This window comes from Candidatus Poriferisocius sp., from assembly GCF_965204015.1.
Lineage (GTDB): Bacteria > Actinomycetota > Acidimicrobiia > Acidimicrobiales > Bin134 > Poriferisocius.
The window spans coordinates 1150716-1171489 of sequence record NZ_OZ241965.1 but is presented as its reverse complement, the minus strand read 5'-3'; the positions used below and the strand labels follow the sequence as shown (position 1 = coordinate 1171489).

Genomic DNA, 20774 nt, shown 5'->3' with positions numbered 1-20774 from the left:
TCACTGGTCCCTACGCTCGCCATCGCCCGTGCAGGCTGACGAAGTCGCTGTCGGTTTCGTCAATGCGCTGCGGGGCGCCGGTGTCGACGTGGCCGTGGGGTCGTCGGTGAACTACTACCAGGCCCTCGGTGCGGTGGGCATGGACCAGCGCAGCTCGGTGTACTGGGCTGGCCGGGCCACCCTGGTCACCGAGCCCGACGACATCGAGATCTACGACAAGATCTTCGACGCCTACTACGGCGGGCAGCAGCTGGTGGCCACCCCGATCATGGAGGTGACCCAGCCCATCACCCTGGTGGTTGACGACGACGGCGACGACGACGCCGACGACGACGGAGGTGAGGACGACGCGGCCGACCCGTCGCTCACCCTGCGGTGGAGCCGTCACGAGGTGCTGCGCGACAAGGACTTCGCCGACTACAGCGACGAGGAGCTCACTGAGGCCCACCGGCTCATGGCGGCCATGGCCCGCATCGGCGGCACCCGCCGGTCCCGCCGCCGACGCCGCACCCACCGCACTGCCGGTCACCCCGAACTGCGGCGCACGGTGCGAGCCGCCATTCGCAGCGGCGGGGAGCCGGTGCGCCGCTGGTACACCGAACCGGGCCAGCGGCTGCGCCGGGTGGTGCTGTTGCTGGACATTTCCGGGTCGATGGAGTCCTACGCCCGGGCGCTCATCCGCTTCGTTCACGCCGCGGTCGTGGGGCGCCGCCGGGTGGAGGTGTTCACCATCGGCACCCGGCTGACCCGGATCACCCGGGAGCTGTCGTCGCACGACCCTGATCGGGCGCTGGGCGCGGCGGCCGAGGTGGTGAGCGACTGGTCGGGCGGGACCCGGCTGGGCGACACCCTGGCCGAGTTCAACGAGATGTGGGGTATCCGGGGTATGGCCCGGGGGGCCACGGTGGTCGTCTTGAGCGACGGCTGGGACCGGGGCAGCCCCGAGGTGATGGCCGAGCAGATGGCCCGATTGCACCGGGTGACCCATAGACTCGTGTGGGTGAATCCGCTGAAGGCCACCCCCGGCTACCAGCCCCTGGCCCAAGGCATGGCCGCCGCCCTGCCCTACGTCGACGACTTCATCGAGGGCCATTCGCTGCATTCCCTGGAGCGCCTGGCCGACGTGCTGGCCGACGACCGGGACTTCGCCCAGCCCAACGCCATCATCGGAGCAGGAATATGAAAGAGATATTGGCCGACCTGGACGCTTGGAAGGCCGAGGGCCGACGGGTGGCGCTGGCCCGGGTGGTCAACGTGGAGGGCTCCGGCCCCCGTGACCCCGGCGCGGCCATGGCCGTCAGCGACAACGGCGATGTGATCGGATCGGTTTCGGGAGGCTGTGTGGAGGGCGCGGTGGTGGGCGAGGCCCTCGACATCCTCGAAACCGGCGAGCGGCGCATGGTCAGCTTCGGCTACAGCGACGACGAGGCCTTCGCAGTGGGGCTCACCTGCGGAGGCACCATCCACCTGTTTATCGAGCCACTGGACTGGTAGCGGTGGCCGAGCTCTACGAACGGCTGCGCGACGCCATCGTCGACGAGCGGCCGGTGGCGCTGGCCACCGTCATCGAGGGCCCCAATGCCGGCGCCAAGCTGGTGGTGGAGCCCGACGGCGACATCATCGGCACCCTGGGTCACCCCGAACTCGACCGGATCGTGAGCCGAGACGCGGTGGGCGAGCTGGCCGCCGGCCGCACCGGTGTGCGCCACTACGGCGCCGAGGGGCAGGCTCGGGAGACCGACGTGTCGGTGTTCATTGAGTCGTTCTCACCGCCGCCGATCATGCTCGTCTTCGGAGCGGTGGACTTCACCGCCGCGCTGGCCCGGTCGGGCAAGCTGCTGGGGTTCAACGTGATCGTGGCCGATGCCCGCTCGGTGTTCGCCACCGTCAAGCGGTTCCCCATGGCCGACCGGGTGATGGTGGCCTGGCCCGACGAGGTGTTCGACACCTACGGCGACCGCCTCGGCCCCCACGACGCGGTGTGCATCCTCACCCACGACCCCAAGTTCGACGTGCCCGCCGTGCAGCGGGCAGTGGCCACCGATGTGGGCTACATCGGGGTCATGGGCAGCCGCCGCACCCATGCCACCCGGCTGGAGCGGCTGCGCGAAGTGGGCGTGGACGAGAAGGGGATCGACCGGCTCATGGCCCCCATCGGGCTGGACATCGGCTCCCGCACCCCGGAGGAGACCGCCATCTCGGTGTGCGCTGAGATCATCGCCAACCGCACTGGCCACAGCGCACCGTCGCTGCGCGACAGCGAAGGCCCCATCCACCGCCCGCCGGCTGACGGATGAAGCGGCTCGCCGCGCTGATTGCGGCGGCGCTGGTGCTCTCGTCTTGTGGCAGCTCTGATCCGTCGGCCGACCCGACAGCCGCTCCAGAGACGCCTGCGGCCACCGCAGTCGTCGAGGTAACCGAGGCTCCAGGTCCCACTGCCGTGCCGACCGCGGCAACCGCTGATCCCGCCCCTGGCACCTCAACACCCGAAGCCGTCTCCTTGCCCACCCCGCAGGTGATCACCGACGGTGACGGGCCCACCGGTGATCTGGCCCGGGTATCAGCCGACTGGGCCACCGACTGGTCCACCCGCACCATCGATCTCGACGAGCTGCGCATCGGCATCCAGGTGATTCCCATCCGCGACCGCATCCCGCCCATCGACGATCCCGAGTTCGCCCCGGCAGCCGAGGCCGGCTGGTCGGATCCAGAGCCCGGCCTTTTACTGGTGGTGGGGGATACGGCCCGCTTCTATCCGCTGGCCATGCTCATCGTCCATGAGATCGTCAACGACGAGATTGAGGGTCGACCGGTGCTGGTCACCTACTGCCCGCTGTGCAACAGCGCCTTGGTGTTCGACCCGGTGGTCGACGGCCAGCGCCTGCGGTTTGGCACCTCGGGTTTGCTCCGCCATAGCGACCTGGTGATGTGGGACGATGCCTCCGAGTCGCTGTGGCAGCAGATCGGCGGCGAGGGCCTGGTGGGCGCCTATGCCGGTCACCGCTTAGATGTGATCCCGTCGGCCATCGTGTCGTGGGGCGATTTCAAAACCGGCTATCCGAACGGGATGGTGCTGGCGCCGCCCGGCCGCCCGGCCAGCAGCTATGGCCGCAATCCCTATGTGCGGTACACCTCCCGGTCGGCCCCGATCCCCGGCTTCTTCGATTCGACCATTCTGGACGACCGCTACCCCGCGCTGGAGCGCACCGTGGGGGTCACGGCAAACGGCCATGACAAGGCCTACCCGTTCAGCGTGGTGCAGGCCAACGGAGCGGTGAACGACACCGTGGCCGGGGTTCCGGTGGTGGTGCTGTGGTCGCCGGGCGCCGCCGATGCGCTGGATTCCTCCGTCACCGGAGGCGGGGCGGATATCGGGTCTGCCCTCGCGTTCGACCGCCGAGTCGACGGTGAGGCCTTGGAGTTCGCCCCAACCGGCGATGGGCGGTTCACCGACGAGCAAACCGGTTCAACCTGGAACGTGCTCGGCCAGGCAGTGGAGGGCGAGCTGGCCGGGACCCGGCTGGACCCGGTGGTTCACACCAACGAGTTCTGGTTCGCCTGGGCCGCGTTCCACCCCAACGGCGAGGTTTTCGGTCCGTGACCATTGCCGCCGTTTTGTTGGCCGCGGGTGCCGGAACCAGGTTCGGAGGCGACACCCACAAGCTGCGGGCCCCGTTTCGGGGGCTGACCGTGGTTCAGCACGCCCTCGGCGCCGCGCTGGAGGCCGGCTTCGATGCCACCTACATCGTGACCGGGGCGGTGGAGTTGCGCGACCTGATCCCCGACGGGGTGATCCTGGTGGACAACCACTCTTGGGAGCTGGGCCAGGCCACCTCGCTGCGGGCCGGGGTGTTCGTGGCCGAGAACGACGGCCATGACGCGGTGGTGATCGGGCTGGGCGACCAGCCCCTGGTGGGCTCGGAGTCGTGGCGGACGGTGGCCGAGGCCGACGGCGACTTGGTGACCGCCGTCTACCAGGGCCGCCGCAGCCCACCGGTGAAGCTGGGAGCGGCGGTATGGCCGCTGTTGCCCACCAGCGGGGATGCGGGGGCCAGAATGCTGATGCAAATGCGGCCCGAGCAGGTTAGGGAAGTATCCTGTCCCGGAGAACCGGTGGATTTTGACACCCTGGAGGACTTGCAAGCATGGAAATGAGCAACGAGATCGAAGTGAACGCCTCGGCCGACGATGTTTGGGCCGCATTCAATGATGTAGAGCGGATCGCCCCCTGTCTGCCCGGTGCCCAGCTCACCGAGATCGAGGGAGAAGAGTACCGGGGTGTGGTCAAGGTCAAGGTCGGGCCGGTCAACGCCCAGTACAAGGGGAAGGCCACGTTCACCGAACGCGATCAGGACGCCATGAAGGTGGTCATTTTGGCCGAAGGCCGCGAAACCCGGGGGCAGGGAAACGCCAGCGCAACGATCACCGCCACGGTCGAGGCCCTGGGCGATGACCGGACCAAAGTCGGGGTTACCACCGACCTCAAGATCACCGGCAAGGTGGCTCAGATTGGCCGCAATCTCATTCCCGATGTAAGCGCAAAGATCATGGACCAATTCGCCGGTAATCTAGAGTCCATGCTTTCAGACTCCTCCTCAGATGATGCTTCCTCTGGGTCGGACGCTTCCGCCGACGATTCAGAAGTTCGATCCGTATCCAGCCCTGAGCCCGAAGCGGTAGATCTGCTGGATGTCGCCGCGCCACCGGTAGCCAAGAGGTTTGGACCTATCGCCGGGGTCATTGCTGCGCTGTGGATCATCCGCAGGATCTTCAAGAGGAAGAAGAAAAAGAAGGGCTGACCCTGAATCAAGGCGACGACGAGCAGGTCGAGGCCCTGTTGGGCCGCGCGCCCCGAGGTTCCTACGAAGTAGTGGTCAGAGCCGATGACGGCACCCCCCGGGTGCTGCGAAACGCCCCCATTCTGGACGATGGCACCCCCATGCCCACCCGGTACTGGTTGGTGGGCCCCGACGACGTGATGCGGGTGAGCCGGCTGGAATCGGCTGGGGGAGTGCGCCGGGCCGAAGCCGCGGTCGATCCCAACGATCTGGCCGACGCCCACCGCCGCTACGCGGATGAGCGGGACGCCGCCATTCCCGACGGCCATGCCGGACATCGCCCAACGGCTGGGGTGGGCGGAACTCGCCGGGGTGTCAAGTGTCTTCACGCTCACTATGCCTGGCACTTGGCCGGGGGCGACGACCCGGTGGGACGCTGGGTGGCCGAGCACTTGGACGCAGAGAATTCGACGTGAGCCCCTCGGTTGTGGCCGCCATCGACTGCGGCACGAACTCCACCCGTTTGCTGGTCAGCCGGGGCGGCACCGAGACGCTGGACCGGCTGATGACCATTACCCGCCTCGGAGAAGGGGTGGATCAGACCGGGAGTTTGGCCCCGGGTGCCATCGACCGCACGGTGGACTGCCTGCGACGCTACCGGGAGGTGATGGATCGTCTCGGGGTGGAGGCCGTGCGGATCACCGCTACCTCGGCGGCCCGGGATGCGGCCAACCGCGATGAGCTATTCGACGCCGCCGAGGCGGTGGTGGGCACTCGTCCCGAGTTGTTGAGCGGGCTGGCCGAGGGGCAGCTGTCGTTCCGAGGGGCCACCGCCGACCTCGATCCGGACCTGGGGCCGTTTCTGGTGGTCGACTTGGGCGGGGGCTCCACCGAGCTGTGCGTGGGCACCACCGTTTGCGAGGCGGCCATGTCGTTGGATGTGGGCTGTGTGCGGCTCACCGAGAAGTACCTCCACAGCGACCCGCCCGAGCCCGAGGAGCTGCACGCCTGCATCTCGGTGACCGGCGCCCATCTCGACGACGTCGACCGGGAGATGCCCGCCGCCCGCCAGGCCCGGACATTCGTCGGGCTGGCGGGCACGATTTCAACCGCGGCGGCCGTTGAGCAGGGGCTGCACGCCTACGACCGGGATAAGATCCACCACTTCGAGCTGACCAAAGCGGCGGCCGAGGATGTGTTTCGGACGTTGGCCACTGAGTCTCGGGCTGATCGGGCCTTCAATCCGGGGCTGGAGCCGGGCAGGGTCGATGTAATCGTTGGGGGCATGGCGGTTTTGGTGAAGATCATGCGGCATTTTGGGTTTGAGTCTTGTTTGGTGTCGGAGTCGGACATCCTTGATGGGATGGTGTTGAGCTTGTTGGACTGAGCCCCCGGCAGGGGAGCGGGTCGGGCGATTAGGTTGGCGGGTGGTGCGGACTTGGTCTCGGATTCGGGGTAATCGGGAGGGGCGGGTTCTTCGGGGTGCTCGGGTGGAGTTGCGTCCTTTGATGGAGAGCGACTTTGCGGAGTGGCAGGCGGTGCGGCGGGCGAACCGGGAGTGGCTCACCCCCTGGGAGCCCACTCCGCCCAGCTCCCAGCCCGACGTGGTGGAAGACCGGTTGGCCTTTGCCGCTCGGTGCAGTGCCCGTGACCGGGAGCGGCAGATGGATGCAGGCTATGGATTCGGAGTGTTCGCCGAGGGCCGTCTGGTGGGGGAGATGAACCTGTCGGGGGTGCAGCGGGGCCCGTTCCAGACCGGACATGTGGGGTATTGGATCGACTACCGGTATGCCGGCCAGGAGTACACCCCAGAGGCGTTGGTGGTGGTGCTCGACTACGCCTTCGAGAATCTGGGGTTGCACCGGGTTCAGATCAACATCATCCCCCGCAACCAGGCCAGCCGCCGGGTGGTGGAGAAGCTGGGAATCCGCGACGAGGGCATTGCCCTTCGCTATCTGGAAATCAACGGTCGTTGGGAAGACCACGTTCGCTACGCCATCACCTCCGAGGAGTGGCAGGAGCGGGGTCCCGAACTGGTAGCCGGCTGGATGAGCTAGCTCGACTTGCTGATGGCCTCCTTGAGGGCGGCCACCCGCTGTTTGAACTCCGGCTGCTTCATCGACCACACCTGCGGCTCGACTTCTCGGGCCACCGCGGCCGCACTGTCGGTGATCCCCCCCATATCGAGAACCGTCTGCTTCATGGCCGTGGTGAGCCCTCGCGGGGCCCGCGCCGGGCGGCGAGCCATGCGTCGGGCCTCCTCCAACAGCCCATCGTCATCCGCGCATTTCCAGGCCAGTCCGATCTCGGCGGCCCGCTCCCCGTCGAGCCGCTCGCCGAACACCGCCATGGCCATGGCCGTCTGGCGGTCGCAGATGTTGCGCAGCCGCCAGGTGTGCCCCCCGCCGGGGTGGATGGCGATCTGGAGGAACCGACTCTCGAACATTGCGCTGCTCCCCGCCACGATCACGTCGCAGGCCAGGGCGAAGTTCATTCCCGCTCCGACCGCGGCGCCGTTGACCGCGGCCACCGTGGGCAGCGGGCAGTGGGCCACCCGCAAGAACCCGGCGTAGATGGAGCTAAGGCTGCCGGGGTCGTCCGCGGCCAGCAGCTCGTCCAAGTTGGCGCCCGCCGAGAACGCCGGGGGCGCGCCGGTGAGCACCACCGCGCCCACCGACTCATCGGCCTCCAGGCGGTCGAACACCGCGTCGAGCTCCCCGTTCATCTCCAGGCTGACCGCATTTCGCACCTCTGGGTGGTTGAGGGTCACGGTGGCAACGCCGTCGTCGATCTCGCAGAGCACAAGGGCCATGCCATGACAATAGGGGTGCAGCGATTAAGTTGGCGCAGTGACCGATTCCCGGAATCCTCGACGCGCGCGACAGGCGCTGTCGTACCGGAACTACCGCCTGTTCATATCCGGGGCCCTTATCTCCAACTCCGGTGTCTGGATTCAGATGATCGCGCTGGCCTTCGTTATCGAAGACCTCACAAACAGCGGGACATGGGTGGGGTTGGCCGCCATGATGCAGACGCTGCCGGCGGTGTTCTTGGGGATGGTGGGCGGGGCGCTGGCCGATCGCTTCCCCCGGCGGATCATGCTGACGTTCACCAACACTGCCCAAGCGCTGATCGCGCTGGGGTTCTCGGCCATGTGGGCCGCCGGTGTCGACCGGCCACTGGCCTACATTGCCCTCGGAGTGGTGAACGGGTGTGTGAACGGCATCCAGCTTCCCGCTTGGCAGGCGTTCGTCAGCGAGCTGGTACCCCGCGGCGCTCTGTTGAACGCCGTCACCTTGAACTCGGCCCAGTTCAACGCTTCCCGAGCGGTCGGTCCCATGATCGGTGGGATCGTGCTGGCGATCGGCGGTCCTGGCTGGTGCTTCTTCACCAATTCGCTGACCTATGTGCCCGCGGTTCTGGCCTTGGTGCTCATCCAGGTGCCCCGACTGGCTCCCGCGGATGGCGAAAGACCGAATGTGTTCAAAGATGCCGCGGCCGCAGTGCGCTACGTCGCCGATCATCCCGGCATCCGCTTGTCCATCCTGATTGCCGGGGTGATCGCCTTCTTCGGCCAGCCAATCATTCACCTGGTGGTGATCTTTGCCAACGACGTATTCAAGGTGGGGGAGACCCACTACGGCATCTTGGCTGCGGCTACCGGAGTGGGGGCGATGCTCAACACTCCCTTCGTGGCTGGCCGGGGAAGTCGCGTGCCCCGCAGCCGTCTCGTGGGATTCGGCTGGCCCATTTATGGCATCGCGCTGCTGGGATTCGCGGTGTCGCCCTACTACTGGTTGGCGGTGGTGGCTCTGGCGGTACTGGGGGCATCGCACATCGCTACTGCCGCCACCCTCAATACCGTGATCCAGCTTCAGGTGGAGGAGGCGTTGCGGGCCAAAGTCTTGGCCTTATACCTCATCACCTTGTTGGCCGGGCTGCCCCTCGGCGCCCAGTTGCAGGGTTTTCTGGCCGACGTGATCGGCCCCCGCATCGCGGTGAGCGGAGCCGGGGTGCTGTTGGCCGCTACCGCACTGTGGTGGGTGGTGAGCGGTCGCACCAAGGTTCTCGATCAGGATTAGCCCCCCAGGGAGAAACTGTCACTCCTATCGGGATACTGGGTTCATGAGGGAAATCAAGGAAATCAAGAAAAGCGACAGGGAGAATTCGACCCAGGGAATGCGGGTCATTCACGGCGAGAACCGCCATCAGGAGAGCACCACCGGTCGGTGTCTGGCCTTTGCCGAAGCGGCCCGGCTGCTGGGGATGGCAGTGCGAGGCCAAGAGCTGGTCATGCCGAGCTTTCGCAGCCCGCCTCGGGAGGTCGGCCGACGGCGCACGCTGGCCCGCCATGACGACGGTTCGGTGACGGTCTCGGTGATGGTTCGAAACCGTGTCTGGGAATCGGTATTGGCCGACATGATCGAGGGTGTGGTTGCGGCCAACCGGATGGACGGCATCGACGCCGAAGTCCTGCGCGACCAGCTCTGGGAGGCTCTGGAAGGCGAATCCGCTCAGCGCGACGTGGCCTGACCAGCGGGCTCGAACAGCGAGATTCCGCCGGGGGTCTGCCTAGACTGACCAAGCCATGTTTCTCACTGAAATCGACCATGTCGCCATCGCGGTCCACGACTTGGACCAGGCCATCTCGTTTTATGAGACGGCATTCGGGGCTTCCGTGGCGCATCGCGAAATCGTGGAAAGCGACGGTGTAGAAGAGGCTCTGATCAAGGTGGCCGACTCCTATGTCCAGCTCACCGCAGCTACCCGGGAGGACTCGCCCGTGGCCAAATTCCTGGCCAAGCGGGGCGAAGGGATCCACCACATCGGCTATCGAGTGGACGACTGCGCCGCCGTCCTGGAGTCCATGGTCGCCGCCGGGGCCACCCCAATAGATTCCGCTCCCCGCCCCGGTTCTCGGGGAACCACTGTCGCCTTCATCCACCCCAAAGGCGCCTTCGGCACCCTCATCGAACTGGTCCAGGAATAGTTTTTTCTCCCATTCCGTAGACTGAGCCCATGGCAATGCGCCGGACGACCCTCCTGGTAGACGGCATGACCTGCTCGGCGTGCGTCGCGCAGATTGAGCGCAGCCTGACCGAAGTAGAGGGAGTGGTCGAGGCCCGGGTGAACTACGCCTCGGGCCGGGCTTCGGTGGCCTGTCGCGAAGACGTCGACGATGCCGCATTGCAGGGCGCGGTCATTGCCGCTGGCTACGGCGCCCGCTTGCCCGAAGGATTCAGCGATGGGCATTCAGTGGAGCCCACTCAGGCGCGCCGTCTGATTCTCGCTGCGGTGCTTGGTGCCCTCGTGGCACTGCTGACGATGGTGGACGCCTTGGCCTTCGACCTGGGCTTTCAGGCCTCGGACTGGCTGGCCGCGGTGTTGGCCGCTGGCGTGGTGTTCGGGTCGGGCTGGGGATTTCACCGTCGGGCGTGGGCCCAGCTCCGGCACCGGACCGCCACCATGGACACGTTGGTGTCGGTGGGCACCGCGGCGGCGTGGGTCTGGTCGACGGTGGTGCTGGCCGCCCAGATCGGCGACGGCCACCTCTATTTCGAGACCGGCGCGGTGATTGTGGTACTGATCCTGCTCGGCCGCCATCTGGAAGAACGGGCCCGCCGCCGGTCGGGGGACGCTCTGCGGGCTCTGGCCGTGTTGGTGGCCCCGGTGGCCCGTTTGGAGGACGGAACCGACGTGCCGGTGGCCAGCCTCGAAGTGGGCGCCAGATTCGTGGTGCGCCCGGGGGAGAGGATCGCCACCGACGGTGTGGTGGTCGACGGCATCTCCGCGGTGGACATCTCCATGGTCACCGGCGAGCCGGTTCCCGAGGAGGTCGGGCCGGGCGATGCCGTGTTAGGGGCCTCGGTCAACGCCAACGGATCGCTGGTGGTAGAGGCCACCAGCGTGGGGGCCGACACCGTGCTGGCCCAGATCATGCGGCAGGTGGAACAGGCCCAGACCAACCGCACCCGCATTCAGCGCTTGGCCGATCGGATCTCCGCGGTGTTCGTGCCTGCCGCGGTGGTGATCGCAGTGGGCACGCTCATTGGCTGGTTGGCCGCTGGCCAGCCGGCATCGGAAGCGTTCACCGCGGCGGTGGCGGTGTTGATTGTGGCCTGTCCTTGCGCCCTGGGCCTGGCCACGCCATTGGCGGTGATGGTGGGCACCGGGCGGGGATCGCAGCTCGGGATCATCGTCAAGGGCGGCGAGATGCTGGAGGACACCCGACAGCTCGACACCGTGGTGTTCGACAAGACCGGCACCGTCACTGAGGCCCGCATGGAGGTGGTGGAAGTTGTCGCCCCCGGCCGCGACCCCGACGCGCTGCTGGCCTTGGCCGCCGCGGTGGAGTCCCGCTCGGAGCACCCCATCGGTCGGGCCATCGCATCGGCGGCTGACAACGGACAGTCGATAACCGACTTTGAGAATCACCCCGGCACCGGGGCGGTCGCCAAGGTGGACGGCAGCGAGGTCCGGGTGGGCAAGCGGACTCTCTTCGATCAGGTGCCCGAGGCCGTGGACGGAGCCGCTGCCGAGGTGGAGGCCATGGGCCGGGTGGCTGTCCTGGTGGGCCGGAATTCGGTGGCCGAAGCGGTGATCACCGTGGACGATCAGCTGCGGGCCTCCGCCCCGCCGGCGGTGGCCGCGCTCAAGTCCCTGGGACTCGACACCGTTTTGTTGACCGGCGATCATCCCCGCCGGGCCCAGGCCGCGGGCGACGAGTTGGGCATCGACCGGGTGGTGGCCGGGGTGGGACCCGACGGCAAGGCCGCCGAGATTGCCCGCCTCCAATCCGAGGGCCGCCGGGTGGCCATGGTGGGCGACGGCATCAACGACGCCCCTGCCCTCAGCCAAGCCGACATCGGCATCGCCATCGGCACCGGGGCCGACGTGGCCGCCGAGGCCGCCGACATCACCATCATGTCGTCTGATCTGAGCGTGGTGGCCGACGCCATCGCTCTTAGCCGCCGGACCATGAACACCATCCGGGGCAACTATTTCTGGGCCTTTGTCTACAACATCGCGGCTATTCCCCTGGCCGTCGCCGGGGTGCTGGAGCCCATTGTGGCTGCCGCGGCCATGGTCGGCTCCTCGTTATTCGTGGTCACCAACAGCCTCCGCCTGCGGCGCTTCAATCGGACCTAGCTCCGCCTACGTCAGATTTCGCCAGCCAGGAAGGCTAAGAGCACCTCGTTGGTGCGCTCGGGGTCTTCTTCGGGGATGAAGTGGCCGCTGCCCGCGGGGCGGGCTCGGTAGTCGGGGAAGTGGTCCACGAAGGAGTCGGCGTAGGGGTTGCCGTGGGGGATGTGGTCGTCGGCGGGGGATCCGTCTTCGAACGCCTGGGGCATGAGGAACGCCGAATACAGGTACATGGCGGGATGGGGGTAGGTGCGGCCAAGGTCTTCGGGGCCGTACACCGGGAACACGCCGAAGTCGGGATGGCTGAAGAGCAGTCCGGGGTGGTTCCACATCTCAGCCACCTGGGCCGGGGTTCGATACACCAGGTTGCCGTCGGCGTCGGGGAAGTGGAACGGCAGGGCGTCCCGGTAATAGGAGACGGCGTGGAAGTGCGCTCCGGGCTGGTCGAAGGCTTCCCGGTAGTGCTCCACGTCGTCGGCATTCCAGTGCTTGCTGGGATCCCAGTCGGACATGGCGCCGCCGGGGTCTTGGGCCTCGCTGTCGGCCACTGGGGCCTTCCACGGTGAATGGGGGGGAGGGCCGTAGCTGCCCTCGATGCCGCCGAAGATCGAGTTGATGAACTCGCCCGCGTAGCGCTCCCAGAACTGCTCGGCCTCGGGCTCGCACTTGAACCAGTAGCCGTGGATGCCCCACGGGATCCACACCGTGCACAAGGTGTCCACCAAGCCCAGCCGGGTGAACCGGTCGGGATACTCCAATGCGGCCTTGAAGGCGATCACGCCGCCCCAGTCGTGGCCCACCAGCGAGCACTGCTCAATGTCCAGGGCGTCGATGAAGTCCACGATGTCGCGGGCCAAGAGATCCCGGGTGACCCGCACCCAGGGCTTGTCGGTGCCGCCGTAACCCCGGGTGTCGGGGGCGTAGACCCGGTAGTGCTCAGCCAGCACCGGGATCTGGTGGCGCCACATGTGCGAGGTCTGGGGGAAGCCGTGCAGCAGCACCACCGGCGGGGCCTCCTCGTCGCCCGCGGCCAGATAGTGGAACCGCAGACCGGCGGTGTCGATGTGGTGGGACTGGATGCTGGTTTGCTCAGCCATGGGTGCTCCGAGGGTGGGGGACGCCAACAGTGACAATAGAACCAGGGACCCTAGAACCACGCCCGGCAGCGCACCGCATCTACCGATGGGCGAGACTAGGGAAATGGACTACCAGTACCTGACTTACGAGACGCTGGACGACGGCAAGATCGCCCGCATCATGCTGAACCGGCCCGAGGCCCGCAATGCCCAGAACCGGGGGATGCTGGTGGAGCTCAATGAGGCGTTCATGGTGGCCGAGGCCGACGACGATGTGCGGGTGGTGATCCTGGGCGGGGTGGGACCGATGTTCTCGGCCGGCCACGACATGGGCACCAAAGCGGCAACCGAGGAGCGCATGCCCGGGCCCAACCAGCACCCCACCTGGCAGATCAACGGTGGGCAGCGCCGGGGGTCGGAGAAGCTGATGCTCCAGGAGTGGCACTACTTCTTCGAGAACACCAAGCGGTGGCGCAACCTCCGCAAGATCACCATCGCCCAGGTGCAGGGGCCGGTGCTGGCCGCTGGATTGATGCTCATGTGGAGCTGCGATTTGATCGTGGGCGCCGAGGACGCCAGCTTCGCCGACGTGGTGGGCACCCGGCTGGGCATGATGGGCGTGGAGTACTTCGCCCACCCGTGGGAGTTCGGCCCCCGCAAGACCAAAGAGCTGTTGCTCACCGGCGACTCCATCGACGTCCACGAGGCCCACGCCCTGGGCATGGTGGCCAAGGTGTTCCCCAACGAGACCCTGTCGGAGCAGACCCTGGAGTTCGCCCAGCGCATCGCCGCGGTGCCCACCATGGCTGCGCTGCTAGTCAAAGAGGCGGTGAACCAGACCATGGACGCCCAGGGCTTCAACACCGCCCTGTCGGCGTGCTTCACCCTCCACCAGCTCAACCACTCCCACTGGGCCTCCATCACCAACGGCGAGTGGTGGATCGCCACCGAAGAGCACGGCGTCCCCCACTGGAAGAACGCCCCCAAAGTCCGCCCCGCAGCCAAGACCTCGCCCGGCGGCGGCTGACCGGGTAATCAGGCGATAATACGACCGTGATCCCAGAGCGCTATTCCAGCTATGAGACCCGGCTGCGGGCGGGGGCGGTGGACTTCACCCCGGTGCCCGCCGATGTGGCCGCCAACCTGGAGAAGATGACCCGCTGGATTGCCGAGGCCGCCGAAGCGGGAGTGGGACTGCTGGTCTTCCCCGAGGAGGCGCTGACCGGGGCGATCCACTGTGACGAATGCGAGCGCTTGGGCGGGCCGTGCGAATTGCACCGTTCACTGGGTGAGACCGTGCCCGGGCCGTCGACTGAAGTTCTGGCTCGGTTGGCCGCCGAACACGACATGTACCTGGTGGTGGGCATGATCGAGCAGGACCCCGACGATCCCGACGCCCTCTACAACGCCGCCGCGGTGATCGGACCCGAGGGCATTCTCGGCACCTACCGAAAACTGCATTTGGGATCGCTCCCGTTCGTGACTGAGGGGGTCTCGTTTCGGCCCGGAACCAGCTTGGAGGTCTTCGAAACCCGTTACGGCCCCATCGGGGTGCAGATCTGCTACGACTTCTGGCTGAACCCGGAGGGCAGCCGCCTGCTGGCCCTGCAAGGGGCGAGGATCATCGTCAATCCCACCGCGGCGTTCGCTGGGGGACCCGACAAGGTGGAGTCCATGCGCCGGGTGGCCGCCACTCGGGGCCAGGAGAACTTCGTGTTCACCATCTCGGCCAACCAGGTGGGGGGCATCGACGACGGCGACAATCTGGAGGACGGCTTCGACGGGGCCCTTCCCTCTAACTATGCCGGCCACAGCCTCATCTGCGGCCCCCATTTCCCCGACTTCAGCCACATCTACGCCGAGGGCGCCGAGGTCGAGGGGTTGGTAATCGCCGACCTGGACTTCGAGGTGCTGCACCGCTGGGATGACGTGTGCCCGTGGCGCCAATGGCGGGCCACTCACCAGTCGGGCACCTCTGAGCTGTTCGCTACCGAATTCGCCAAACTTGTCCACGGCCCACCGGCCCAATAGCGAAGGAGCGCCATGAGCACAGAACCCAAGGTGCTGAAGTTCGACGACATCGAATGGGTGGACGAGTCCGCCAACACCGATGCCCCCAAAGAGCTGATCGAAGAGGCCAAAAAGCTCGGTGCCGGCCGCAAGCGAGTGGCCCAAGGGGAGGGGGGTTTCTGGTGCCAGTACAGCACCATGCCCGCCGGCTACCACGTCCCACCCCACAGCCACGACCAGAACGAACTGCTGATCGTGGTATCGGGCGGTTGCGAGGTGTGGCCCAACGGCGCCGACGCCCCGTCGATGCAGTTGGGACCCAAGGACTCGGTCATTCTGGCCGCCAACCACGAGTACTCCTTCACCTGCGGCGCCGACGGCATGGAGTTCTTCGTAATGCGCCCCGGCGACGCGGCAGCATCGTTCAACCAGTCCTGAGGGCGTCTCGTTGGCGCCACTAGACGTTGCGGTCGTCGGAGCGGGCCCGGCCGGCCTCATCCTGGCCCGGCGCCTTGCCCAGACATCGGCCACCTTCGAGATCTTCGAGCGCAATGACGATGTGGGCGGCATCTGGAACATCGACGCCCCGGGCTCGCCCATGTACGAGACGGCCCACTTCATCTCGTCGCGCACCCTGTCGGGATTCGACGACTTCCCCATGCCCGACCACTACCCGGACTACCCCGACTACCAGCAGCTTTTGGCCTACATCCAGGCTTTTGCCGACGAGTTCGACCTTCGCCGCCATGTCCGGTTCAACACATCGGTGGACCGGGCCGGTCTCACCCCCGACGGCCTGTGGGAGCTCCAGCTCGGCACCGGCGAGACCCGCTACTGCCGGTATCTGATCTGCGCCAACGGGGTGAACTGGGTGCCTCACGACGCAAGCTGGCCGGGGCAGTTCAACGGTGAGGTGCGCCACTCGGTCACCTATCGGTCGCCGGACGAGTTCACCGGCAAGCGGGTGCTGGTGGTGGGTGCGGGCAACTCGGGCGCCGACATCGCCTGCGATGCGTCGGTCAGCGCCGATCAGGCCTTTTTCAGTGTGCGCCGGGGCTACCACTTCATCCCCAAGTACATCGCCGGAACGCCCTCTGACGTGTTCGGCGAACGAGGCCCCAGCCTGCCCCACTGGCTGGAGGTCCGGTTCTTCCAGGTGCTGTTGCGGATGATCAACGGCGATCTTCGCCGCTATGGGCTCCCCAAGCCCGACCACAAGCTCTTCGAGACCCACCCGCTGATGAACTCGCTGATCCTGCACCACTTGGGCCACGGCGACTGCATCGCCAAGCCCGACGTCGAGCGGCTCGACGGCGACCATGTGGTGTTCGTGGACGGAAGCCGGGAGCAGATCGACCTGGTGATTGCCGCCACCGGCTTTCAACGCTTGATCCCGTTCCTTGAAGAAGGGCTGCTGGAGTTCAAGCGGGGTCGTCCCCAGCTCTATCTAGGCATCTTCGCCCGCAGCTGCCCGAACTTCGCCGCCTTGGGCTATGTGGAATTCGCCTCGGCCGCCTATTCCCATTTCGACAAGATGGCCGAGCTGATCGTCGCCGACGCCACCGCGCCTGCCGGATCAGCCATGGCGCAGGCATTCCAAGACCTGAAGGCCAATCACTACCCTGACGTGAGGGGCGGCCGTCGGTACATCGATACCGACCGCCATGCCGACTACGTCGAGATCAAGGCCTATCGAAAGATCCTCGACAAGGTGCGAAAGAAGGTCGGCCTGCCAAAGGGAGGGAAATCATGACCCGAAGCTCAGCGCTCATTACCGGTGCGGCCTCCGGCATAGGCGCGGCGGTGGCCCGCCGCTTCGCCCAGCGGGGCTATCACATCATCGCCGTGGACCGCACCGAGGAGCTGGCCGAACAGGCTGCCGCCGAAGTCGGCCCGGAATCCACTGCGGTGGGCTGCGATCTGGCCGACGGAGCGAGCCTCGCCGAGTTGTGCGCTCGGATCGGCGGTGAATGGCGCCAAGACCTCGACGTGTTGGTCTGCAACGCGGGCGTCATCATCCCCGACCACGTCGTGGGGCTCACGCCCGACGAGCTCGATCTCCACATCGATGTCATGTTGCGCTGTCCGATCCAGCTCATCCGGGCTGCCCTGCCCGAATTCCTGGCCCGCAATGGCGGTCACCTCATGGCCACAGTGTCACTGGGCGGCATCTGCCCATTGCCGGCGTCGGCGGCCTACTCCGGGGCCAAGGCCGGCCTGCGGGCCTTTCTGGCGGCGCTCAACACCGAGTTGTGGGACACCGACGTGCATGTCTGCGGCATCTATCCCACCGCGGTGGACACCCCGATGCTGGAACACGAAGCCCGGGCCGGGGGCAGCGCACTCAACTTCCTCAGTGCGGTCAGGACTGTGGAAGACGTGGCCGATGCCTACGAACGGGCGCTCGACAAGCCCAAGCTGGAAACCTACGTCCCCTTCCACGAGAGCCTGTCAGCCCGGGCCGCGCAGTGGACGCCGGCGCTCATTCCCCGGATCTACCCCGCCTTCCGCCGCGTCGGCGAGCGCGGCCGGCAGAAGTACCTGAAGCGGCTCGACAGCTAACCGCCGCGCCTCGTTTCGAGGGGGTTGGCTGAACATAGGGTGGGGGACATGGGAAACCGTCTTGAAGGCAAAGTCGCAATCGTCACCGGAGCCGGGGGAGGCATCGGGCGGGAGCACGCTCATCTGCTGGCTTCCGAGGGGGCCAAAGTGCTGGTCAACGACCTCGGCATCCGCAAGACCCCCGAGGGGGTGGCGGCCAACGCCAAACGAGTGGCGGATGAGATCAACGACGCCGGGGGAGAGGCGGCGGCCAGCAGCACCTCGGCCACCTGGGACGGCGCCGCTGAGATCGTGCAGCAGGCGGTTGACGCCTTTGGCCGCCTCGACATCTTGATCAACAACGCCACCGCGGGGCGCAACAACGACATCTGGCGCTTCACCGAAGAGGAGTGGGACCTCACCGTGGGGGTCAATCTCAAGGGCTACTTCGCCATGATCAAGCACGCGGTGCCCCATCTGGTGCAGCAGGACACCAGCGTGATCATCAACACCAGCTCGGGTTCGGGCTTCGGCCACCCGTCGCACTGCGCCTACTCGGCGGCCAAAGAGGGGGTGGTCGGCTTGACCCGCACCGCGGCTCGGGAGCTGGGCCGCTTCGGGGTGCGATGCAACGCCATCCGCCCCCGAGCCGAGGGGGCATCCACCGCCGAGTACGCCATCCGCACCGCTCGGTGGACCGACCTCATGGCCCTCACCATGGCCCCCCGGGGAGCGGCCTCCGCTCCGGCCCCCGACACCAGCCCCGAAGCGCTGGCCCCCCGCAAGATCGCCCCGATGGTGGTGTGGCTGTGTACCGATGCCGCCCGCCACGTGACCGGGCGCACCTTCCACATATCCGGCGACATCGTGAGCCGCCTCAGCGAGCCGGAGCGGGAGCTGGCCGTCTACCAGGAAGACGGCCTCACCCTCGACGCCCTCGACGCCTACCACGGCCGCCATCTCACCGAAGACCTCACCAACGACTACACCCTCGACGACCGTCCCGACCTCCAAGTCTTCGAGCCGTAAACACCGCCCGCCGCGCCGGGAATCCCCGGCGAGGAGTGCAATAGGCTGGGGCATGGCCCAAAACCACACCGGCGACCGGTACATGATCCTGTCGTCGGACACCCACGCTGGCGCCCTGACCCGCACCTACAAGGATTTCCTGGATCCCGCGTGGCACGACGAGTTCGACGCCTGGGAGGCGGCCATCACCAACCCCTGGGTCGACTTGCGGGACATGGACGCGGCCAAAGTCAACTGGGACAGCGATGCCCGCACCGCGGCCTGCGACGCCGAGGGCATCACCGGCGAGGTGCTGTTCCCCAACACGCTCACCCCGTTCTACGACATCCTGGTGCACCTCTCCGGTGTGCCCGACACTGCGTCGGCCTACGCCCGCCGGTGGGCCGGTCTGCAAGCCCACAACCGCTGGCTGGTGGAGTTCTGCGGCTATGAGCCCAAACGACGCAAGGGTCTCATCCAGTTGCTGCCCAACGATCTCGACGACGCCATCGCCGAGGTGCGCTGGGCCGCCGAGACCGGGGTTATCGGCGGGGTGATGATCCCCGCCATCCCGCCCAACCACTCCGTTGAGCCGTTCTTCCACCCCCGCTACGACCTTCTGTGGGACGTTTGCAGCTCGCTGGACATGCCAGTGCATCAGCACATGGGCTCGGGTTGCCCCGATCTAGGCGACGATCCGGTGGCCTGGGGGGTGACGTTCACCGAATACGAGCTGTGGCCCAAGCGCACCCTCATCCACCTCATCCTGGGCGGGGTGTTCGAGCGCTTCCCCGACCTGCGGGTGGTGTGGACCGAGATGTGGGGGATGCGGTGGATCCTCGAGGAGCTGAACCGCATCGACCAGCGGCTCCGCAACATCCAGAGCAAGTATGCCGGCGACCCCCGCACCCTCAACTACGCCCCCACCTTCGGATCCGACACGGTAGACAGCCTCACCCTGTCGCCCCACGAGTACTGGCAGCGCAACTGCCGCATCGGCGCGTCCATGCTGCCCCGCTCCGAGGTCCAATACCGCCACGCGGTGGGACTGGACACCATCATGTGGGGCGCCGATTTCCCCCACGACGAGGGCTCCATCGGCTACACCACCGAAGCCCTGGCCGCCACCATGTGGGACGTGCCCACCGACGAGTGCCAAAAGATGCTCACCGACGTAGCCGCCGACCTCTACAACTTCGACACCGAAGCCCTAGCCCCCATCGCGGCCCGCATAGGCCCCCCCATCGCCGAAGTCCACACCCCCTTGGACGAGCTCCCCGCATCCAAGAGCCTCTCCTTCAACACCGACCCCGCCCTCGAATCGGTGATCGTCCAATGATCACCGGGTTGAACCATGCGGTGCTGTATGTTCGGGATGCCCGGCGCCAGCAGCAGTTCTATGCCGATGTGCTGGGGTTTGAGACCATTATCGATGAGCCGGGGCAGTTCGTGTTCATGAGGGCACCGGCTTCGGAGAACCACCACGACATCGCCTTTTTCTCCATCGGCGACGGGGCTGAGCCGTCGTCGGCTGGCCGCCGGTCGGTGGGGATGTACCACATCGCCTGGGAGGTGCCCACCCTGGACGAGCTGGTCGCCATCCGCCAGCGGCTGGTGGAGGCCGGTGCCCTTTACGGCGAGAGCGACCACGGGGCCAACAAGAGCCTCTATGCCAAAGACCCCGACGGCTTGGAGTTCGAAGTGATGTGGCTGGTTCCCGCCGAACACTGGGGCGACGAGGAGAACGAGGCCATCATCCGTCCCCTAGATCTCACCCAGGAACAGCGGCGGTTTGCCGCGCTCGCTGCTGACGACTAATCAAGGTCTTCGCCATGAATCTCACTAACCAGTACTGCTACTTCTACGACGACGACCTGTTCACCGACACCGATCGGGAGGGCTTCCGCCGCCGGGTCATCACCGGCGACGGTCTTCAACTGTGTTTCTGGCGCATCGCCGGCGGGGCCACCGGGTCGTTCTTGCACCGCCACGAAGACCACGAGCAGATCGGCATCATCGTGCGGGGCAAGCTCGACTTCCGCATCAACGACGACCCCGAGAGCACCGAGCGGGTGGTGTTGGGCGAGGGCGAGGCCTATATCGCGCCCAAAGGCGTGTGGCACGGCGACTCGGTGTTCATCGGTGACGACGAGTACGGGGAGTGCTGGATCCTCGACGTGTTCACCCCGCCCCGCGACGACCTGCTCGCCGGTTAATC

General features: G+C 66.7%; 24 protein-coding genes. 22 read left to right on the top strand and 2 right to left on the bottom strand.

What is annotated here, in order from left to right; all coding sequences use genetic code 11:
• Positions 1-28: 28 nt before the first annotated feature.
• The 9 genes from ACOGJC_RS05375 to ACOGJC_RS05335 all read left to right on the top strand — a co-directional run bounded on the left by ACOGJC_RS05375 (position 29) and on the right by ACOGJC_RS05335 (position 6835).
• Positions 29-1183 (top strand): vWA domain-containing protein, encoded by a 1155-nt coding sequence (locus ACOGJC_RS05375; protein ID WP_419847484.1) that lies wholly within the window; start codon positions 29-31, stop codon positions 1181-1183.
• Positions 1180-1494, top strand: a complete 315-nt coding sequence (locus tag ACOGJC_RS05370) for an XdhC family protein (protein ID WP_419847483.1) — start codon at positions 1180-1182, stop codon at positions 1492-1494. Before ACOGJC_RS05375 ends, ACOGJC_RS05370 begins: the two co-directional genes overlap by 4 nt.
• Before the next feature lie 2 nt (positions 1495-1496).
• Positions 1497-2297, top strand: coding sequence for an XdhC family protein (locus ACOGJC_RS05365; protein WP_419847482.1), 801 nt, complete (start codon positions 1497-1499; stop codon positions 2295-2297).
• Entirely contained in the window at positions 2294-3601 is a 1308-nt protein-coding gene (locus ACOGJC_RS05360) for a DUF3179 domain-containing protein (RefSeq protein WP_419847481.1), read from the top strand. The genes ACOGJC_RS05365 and ACOGJC_RS05360 overlap by 4 nt, the downstream gene beginning before the upstream one ends.
• On the top strand, positions 3598-4155 hold the full coding sequence (locus ACOGJC_RS05355) for a nucleotidyltransferase family protein (protein ID WP_419847480.1): 558 nt from the start codon (positions 3598-3600) through the stop codon (positions 4153-4155). Before ACOGJC_RS05360 ends, ACOGJC_RS05355 begins: the two co-directional genes overlap by 4 nt.
• The gene (locus ACOGJC_RS05350) at positions 4146-4799 is read left to right on the top strand and encodes an SRPBCC family protein (protein ID WP_419847479.1); all 654 of its coding nucleotides are present in this window, start codon (positions 4146-4148) and stop codon (positions 4797-4799) included. The genes ACOGJC_RS05355 and ACOGJC_RS05350 overlap by 10 nt, the downstream gene beginning before the upstream one ends.
• Entirely contained in the window at positions 4751-5254 is a 504-nt protein-coding gene (locus ACOGJC_RS05345; protein WP_419847478.1) for a DUF501 domain-containing protein, read from the top strand. Before ACOGJC_RS05350 ends, ACOGJC_RS05345 begins: the two co-directional genes overlap by 49 nt.
• Positions 5251-6165: an exopolyphosphatase gene (locus tag ACOGJC_RS05340; protein ID WP_419847477.1), complete on the top strand. Its 915-nt coding sequence runs from the start codon at positions 5251-5253 to the stop codon at positions 6163-6165. Before ACOGJC_RS05345 ends, ACOGJC_RS05340 begins: the two co-directional genes overlap by 4 nt.
• A gap of 103 nt (positions 6166-6268) precedes the next feature.
• Positions 6269-6835 (top strand): GNAT family N-acetyltransferase, encoded by a 567-nt coding sequence (locus ACOGJC_RS05335; protein WP_419847476.1) that lies wholly within the window; start codon positions 6269-6271, stop codon positions 6833-6835.
• Here ACOGJC_RS05335 and ACOGJC_RS05330 read toward each other — a convergent pair.
• Positions 6832-7590, bottom strand: a complete 759-nt coding sequence (locus tag ACOGJC_RS05330; RefSeq protein ID WP_419847475.1) for an enoyl-CoA hydratase-related protein — start codon at positions 7588-7590, stop codon at positions 6832-6834. The two genes, ACOGJC_RS05335 and ACOGJC_RS05330, sit on opposite strands and share 4 nt — an antisense overlap.
• A gap of 37 nt (positions 7591-7627) precedes the next feature.
• Between ACOGJC_RS05330 and ACOGJC_RS05325 the strand changes: the two genes are divergently transcribed.
• The 4 genes from ACOGJC_RS05325 to ACOGJC_RS05310 are packed head-to-tail and all read left to right on the top strand — an operon-like array spanning position 7628 to position 11927.
• On the top strand, positions 7628-8860 hold the full coding sequence (locus ACOGJC_RS05325) for an MFS transporter (RefSeq protein ID WP_419847474.1): 1233 nt from the start codon (positions 7628-7630) through the stop codon (positions 8858-8860).
• A 43-nt stretch (positions 8861-8903) separates the two neighbouring features.
• On the top strand, positions 8904-9311 hold the full coding sequence (locus ACOGJC_RS05320) for a hypothetical protein (protein WP_419847473.1): 408 nt from the start codon (positions 8904-8906) through the stop codon (positions 9309-9311).
• A 55-nt stretch (positions 9312-9366) separates the two neighbouring features.
• Positions 9367-9768: a methylmalonyl-CoA epimerase gene (gene mce, locus ACOGJC_RS05315; protein ID WP_419847472.1), complete on the top strand. Its 402-nt coding sequence runs from the start codon at positions 9367-9369 to the stop codon at positions 9766-9768.
• A 29-nt stretch (positions 9769-9797) separates the two neighbouring features.
• Positions 9798-11927: a heavy metal translocating P-type ATPase gene (locus ACOGJC_RS05310; RefSeq protein ID WP_419847471.1), complete on the top strand. Its 2130-nt coding sequence runs from the start codon at positions 9798-9800 to the stop codon at positions 11925-11927.
• Between the two features lie 11 nt (positions 11928-11938).
• Here the strand turns inward: ACOGJC_RS05310 and ACOGJC_RS05305 are convergent, their stop codons facing one another.
• Entirely contained in the window at positions 11939-13018 is a 1080-nt protein-coding gene (locus tag ACOGJC_RS05305; protein WP_419847470.1) for an alpha/beta fold hydrolase, read from the bottom strand.
• Positions 13019-13103: 85 nt separating this feature from the next.
• Between ACOGJC_RS05305 and ACOGJC_RS05300 the strand changes: the two genes are divergently transcribed.
• From ACOGJC_RS05300 to ACOGJC_RS05260, 9 genes are read left to right on the top strand one after another with little or no spacing between them, the layout of a single operon-like run.
• On the top strand, positions 13104-14024 hold the full coding sequence (locus tag ACOGJC_RS05300) for an enoyl-CoA hydratase (protein WP_419847469.1): 921 nt from the start codon (positions 13104-13106) through the stop codon (positions 14022-14024).
• A gap of 26 nt (positions 14025-14050) precedes the next feature.
• Positions 14051-15028, top strand: coding sequence for a carbon-nitrogen hydrolase family protein (locus ACOGJC_RS05295; RefSeq protein ID WP_419847468.1), 978 nt, complete (start codon positions 14051-14053; stop codon positions 15026-15028).
• Positions 15029-15040: 12 nt separating this feature from the next.
• Positions 15041-15445, top strand: coding sequence for a cupin domain-containing protein (locus tag ACOGJC_RS05290; RefSeq protein WP_419847467.1), 405 nt, complete (start codon positions 15041-15043; stop codon positions 15443-15445).
• A gap of 10 nt (positions 15446-15455) precedes the next feature.
• A complete protein-coding gene (locus tag ACOGJC_RS05285; RefSeq protein WP_419847466.1) occupies positions 15456-16760 on the top strand; it encodes a flavin-containing monooxygenase in 1305 nt (434 codons plus the stop codon).
• Complete coding sequence (locus ACOGJC_RS05280; RefSeq protein ID WP_419847465.1) at positions 16757-17569, top strand: SDR family NAD(P)-dependent oxidoreductase; 813 nt, start codon at positions 16757-16759, stop codon at positions 17567-17569. The genes ACOGJC_RS05285 and ACOGJC_RS05280 overlap by 4 nt, the downstream gene beginning before the upstream one ends.
• Positions 17570-17617: 48 nt before the next feature.
• A complete protein-coding gene (locus tag ACOGJC_RS05275; protein WP_419847464.1) occupies positions 17618-18577 on the top strand; it encodes an SDR family NAD(P)-dependent oxidoreductase in 960 nt (319 codons plus the stop codon).
• Positions 18578-18629: 52 nt separating this feature from the next.
• Positions 18630-19895 carry an amidohydrolase family protein gene (locus ACOGJC_RS05270; protein ID WP_419847463.1) on the top strand — a complete coding sequence of 422 codons (1266 nt, stop codon included), beginning with the start codon at positions 18630-18632 and terminating at the stop codon, positions 19893-19895.
• A complete protein-coding gene (locus ACOGJC_RS05265; RefSeq protein ID WP_419847462.1) occupies positions 19892-20374 on the top strand; it encodes a VOC family protein in 483 nt (160 codons plus the stop codon). The genes ACOGJC_RS05270 and ACOGJC_RS05265 overlap by 4 nt, the downstream gene beginning before the upstream one ends.
• Before the next feature lie 14 nt (positions 20375-20388).
• Positions 20389-20772 (top strand): cupin domain-containing protein, encoded by a 384-nt coding sequence (locus tag ACOGJC_RS05260; RefSeq protein ID WP_419847461.1) that lies wholly within the window; start codon positions 20389-20391, stop codon positions 20770-20772.
• Positions 20773-20774 lie beyond the last annotated feature (2 nt).